2 protein-coding genes are annotated in these 4,535 nt (G+C 64.0%); one reads left to right on the forward strand and one right to left on the reverse strand.

Going from position 1 to position 4,535, the window contains the following annotated elements:
* Nucleotides 1-29: 29 nt before the first annotated feature.
* Nucleotides 30-3,665: a trifunctional transcriptional regulator/proline dehydrogenase/L-glutamate gamma-semialdehyde dehydrogenase gene (gene putA, locus U9J41_RS29120; RefSeq protein WP_322405690.1), complete on the reverse strand. Its 3,636-nt coding sequence runs from the start codon at nt 3,663-3,665 to the stop codon at nt 30-32.
* Between the two features lie 206 nt (nt 3,666-3,871).
* Between putA and U9J41_RS29125 the strand changes: the two genes are divergently transcribed.
* Entirely contained in the window at nt 3,872-4,327 is a 456-nt protein-coding gene (locus U9J41_RS29125; protein ID WP_036171419.1) for an Lrp/AsnC ligand binding domain-containing protein, read from the forward strand.
* Nucleotides 4,328-4,535: the final 208 nt, after the last annotated feature.

Genomic DNA, 4,535 nt, shown 5'->3' on the forward strand with positions numbered 1-4,535 from the left:
CCCCCCCCCCCCCACGCCGTTGACCTGGCTTACAGGCCCAGCGTCATGAGGCTTGCGTTACCGCCAGCCGCGGTCGTGTTGACGCATAAGGCGCGCTCCGCCACCAGGCGCCACAGCGGCACCGGTTCGCCCGCACGGGTATCGACGATGCCGACGATGGCGCCGGGACGGGCCGCCAGCTTCGCCCGCACATCCCCTGTGACATCCTGCTCGACGAGCGCCAGGGCGACATCGCTGCCGTCCAGTTCTTGCGCATTGATAAAACGCACCCGTTCCTTCACGGCGGCCGGCAACGCGGCGTTCGCTTCCATCAGCACGAGCGCGCGGTTGCCGGTCGCGAACGCGGCCGCCAGCTGGTTCAGCAGGCTGGGCGTGCCGTTCGGCGCACACAGGATGGTGCCGCGCGGGACGAAATCGAGCTGGTTGCGCTCGCCGGTCGGACCGGGCAGGTCGATGCGCACGCCGTCCAGCGTCGTTTCCATATAGCGTTCCGCCAGGGGCGCGATGTCGCCGTGGCCGTTGGCGCGCGCCCAGCCGAGCAGCGCGTTCAGCGCGGCATTGGCGCGCCGCGCGTGTTGTAGCAGCGGCGGGGCATCCTGTTGCAGTCTCTTGAGGTACAGCGGACCGCCGGCCTTGGGACCGGTGCCGGATTTCCCCTCTCCACCGAACGGTTGCACGCCGACGACGGCGCCCACGATGTTGCGATTCACGTAGATGTTGCCGACGTGGGCGCGCGTCGTGATGAATTCGATCGTCTCGTCGATGCGCGAATGAACGCCCAGCGTGAGGCCGTAGCCGGTGGCGTTGATCGTGTCGACGACCTTGCCCAGCTCGGAACGGCGCCAGCGCACGACGTGCAGCACGGGGCCGAACACTTCACGTTTCAGTTCGCTCATCGAGCCGATCTCGAGCACGGTCGGCGGCACGAACGTCCCCTGCGCCTGCAGGGCTTCCGGCAGGGGCAGCGAAAAATGCTGTTTCGCTGTCGCCTTCATGCGCTCGATGTGGCCGAGCAGGTTTTGCCGGGCTTCCTTGTCGATGACGGGACCGATGTCGGTCGCCAGGCGGTCCGGCACGCCGACGCGCAATTCCTGCATCGCGCCCTTGAGCATCTTGATCGTCTTATCCGCGATATCTTCCTGCAGGAACAATACGCGCAGCGCGGAGCAGCGCTGGCCGGCGCTGTCGAACGCGGAACTGACGACGTCCTGCACGACCTGTTCCGGCAGCGCCGACGAATCGACGATCAGCGCATTCTGGCCGCCCGTCTCGGCGATCAAGGGAATATCGGCATCTTCTTTTGCGGCGCGTGCGGCCAGTGTGCGGTTGATCAATTGCGCGACTTCCGTCGAGCCCGTAAAAATCACGGCTTTTACGCGCGCGTCGGCGGTCAGTGCGGCGCCGACAATCTCGCCGCGGCCCGGCAGCAGTTGTAACACGCCTGCCGGTACACCCGCCTGGTGAAACAGTTGCACGGCGCGGTGGGCGATCAGCGGCGTCTGCTCGGCCGGTTTGGCGAGCACGACGTTGCCGGCGGCCAGCGCGGCCGCGACCTGGCCCGTAAAAATCGCCAGCGGGAAGTTCCACGGGCTGATGCACGTCACGGCACCCAGGGCGCGGGCGTCGGGCGCGCTGCGGATCTCGGCCGCGTAATAGCGCAGGAAATCGACGGCTTCGCGCACTTCGGCGATCGCATTCGGCAGCGATTTGCCCGCTTCGCGCACGGCCAGGGCCATCAGTTCGCCGCGGTACTGCTCGAACAGGTCGCCGACGCGGGCGATGATGTCGGCGCGGGCCGCATTGCCGATGCCTTCCCAGCCCGGCGCGGCTGCTGCGGCCGCCTGCAGCGCGGTATCGACGTCGGCCGTCGTTGCTTCCGTTACCTGGCCGACGATGTCCGCCGACTGCGCCGGATTGACGACGTTCAGCGCGCCGGCGGCTTGCACGGCACCGTCGATCAGGGGGGCGGCCAGGTAGCGGCGCGGCGTGCCGAGGTCGGCGGCCAGCTCGGCCAGCACGTGGTCGTTGGCGAGATCGAGGCCGGCCGAGTTGCGGCGGCCGTCCGGGAACAGGTCCATTGGCAGCGGAATGCGCGGATGCGGCAGGCCCTGCGCCGCGCGCGCGGCCTCGAACGGATCGGCCAGCAAGGTGTCGATGGGTACGTTCTCGTCGACGATCTGGTTCACGAACGACGAGTTGGCGCCGTTTTCCAGCAGGCGCCGCACGAGGTAGGCGAGCAGCGTCTCGTGCGAACCGACCGGCGCGTAGATGCGGCACGCCTTATTCAGGTTGTCCTTGCCGACGACCTGGTCGTACAGCGTTTCTCCCATGCCGTGCAGGCACTGGAATTCGTAGTTGGACACATTGTCCGCCTTGGCCCACGTGTAGATCACGGACAGCGAGTGCGCATTGTGCGTGGCGAACTGGGGGTAGATGACATCCGTCGCGCTCAACAGCTTGCGCGCGCACGTGAGGTACGAGACGTCGGTGTACACCTTGCGCGTATAGACCGGATAGCCGGGCAGGCCGTCGACCTGGGCGCGCTTGATCTCCGCATCCCAGTACGCGCCTTTCACCAGGCGCACCATGAATTTGCGGCCGCTGCGGCGGGCGAGATCCACGACGAAATCGATCACGAACGGGCAGCGTTTCTGGTAAGCCTGCACGACGAGGCCGATGCCTTCGAAGCCGGCCAGCGCGGGATCGAAGGCCAGCGCTTCCAGCATGTCGAGCGAGATTTCCAGGCGGTCCGCTTCCTCGGCGTCGATATTGATGCCGATGTCGTACTGTTTCGCGAGCAGGATGAGGTTGCGCACGCGCGGCAGCAGTTCTCCCATCACGCGGGCGTATTGCGCGCGGCTGTATCTCGGATGCAGGGCCGATAGTTTGATCGAGATGCCCGGACCGTCCTTGATGCCGCGGCCATTGGACGCCTTGCCGATCGCGTGGATGGCCGCTTCGTACGACGCATAGTAATTGTCGGCGTCGGATTCCGTCAGCGCGGCTTCGCCCAGCATGTCGTAGGAATACCGGTAGCCGCGGGTTTCGTTTTCCCGGCTGTTTTTCAGGGCTTCGTCGATGGTCTGGCCCGTGACGAATTGATTGCCCAGCATGCGCATGGCCAGGTCGACGCCCTTGCGGATCAGCGGTTCGCCGCCCTTCGCGATCATGCGGGTCAGCGCGGCGCCGAGGCCTGTCTCGCTGCTGGACGACACGAGCTTGCCCGTGATGAGCAGGCCCCAGGTCGCGGCGTTCACGAACAGCGACGGCGATTCGCCCAGGTGTTTTTTCCAGTCGCCCCTGCTGATCTTGTCGGCGATCAGGCGGTCGGCCGTTTCCGTGTCGGGGATCCGCAGCAGCGCTTCGGCGAGGCACATGAGTGCCACGCCTTCTTCGGACGACAGCGAGAATTCGTGCATCAGTGCATCGACACCCGACGAGCGCGTGCGTTTTTCGCGCACGGCCGACACGAGGCGGTGCGCCAGCATGTAGGCGTCGGCGTTGGCGCCGGCACCCTGGGCCAGCAGCCATTCCACGGCACTGGTCTCCGCGCGGCGGTAGGCGGCGGTGATCGCGGCGCGCAGCGGCGTCTGTTCGCGGCGGGCTTCGGTCTGCAGGGCGTCGAAGGGGACGTAGGTGGAAGCCGGGAAGGCGGCAATGTTCATGGACGTTCTGGAAAAAGTGAAATGGCCGACAACTAGCAAAACGCGCCGTACCGTAGCCACGGCCGGCGCGTACTGAAGTGCGGATCAATGATTCGATTGTAGAAGGAAATCTTCTGGATTAATTCTGTTTTTACAGAAGACTAGCAATAGATAGTTTTTGGTGAGAGAATTTCACCAAATAATATTTATAGTGGAGAGAGAACAAGATGCTGGACAAGATCAGCAAGAAAATCCTGGCCGAACTGCAAAGCGACGGGCGTATCAGCAACGTCGAGCTGGCCGCGCGCGTCAACCTGTCGCCCGCCGCCTGCCTCGAGCGGGTGCGCAAGCTGCACGAGTCCGGTTACATCATGGGCTACACGGCCCAGTTGAATCCCCAGTTGCTGGATGTGTCGCTATTGGTGTTCATCGAAGTGGTGCTGGACCGCACGACGCCGGAAGTCTTCGACGCCTTCAAGCAGAGCGTCCAGTTGATTCCCGAAGTGCTCGAATGCCATATGGTGGCCGGCGGCTTCGATTACCTCGTCAAGGCGCGTGTGAAGGACATGGCAGCTTACCGCGAATTCCTCGGCAAGACGTTACTGCAGAAAGGCGTGCGCGAGACGCACACCTATGCGGTGATGGAAGAGGTCAAGAACACGACGAAACTGCCGATTAAATAAGCATCAACAACGTCGTTCCCGCGCAGGCGCACTGCTGTCCGGAATAATTTGAGGGGAAATCGCTGAAGGTGTTGCAGGGACTGGTTTACGGGCGTATACCCGAGTCGCCAAACTCAAAAAACCAAAACCCCGCAACATGTTCAGCATAGCTACCTTTCAAGAATTATTAAAGGGCCTGCCCCGCTCGAAGTTTGATCAGCTGGTAAAA

Origin of the sequence: Massilia luteola, assembly GCF_034420155.1 — a bacterium.
Taxonomy (GTDB): domain Bacteria; phylum Pseudomonadota; class Gammaproteobacteria; order Burkholderiales; family Burkholderiaceae_D; genus Telluria; species Telluria luteola.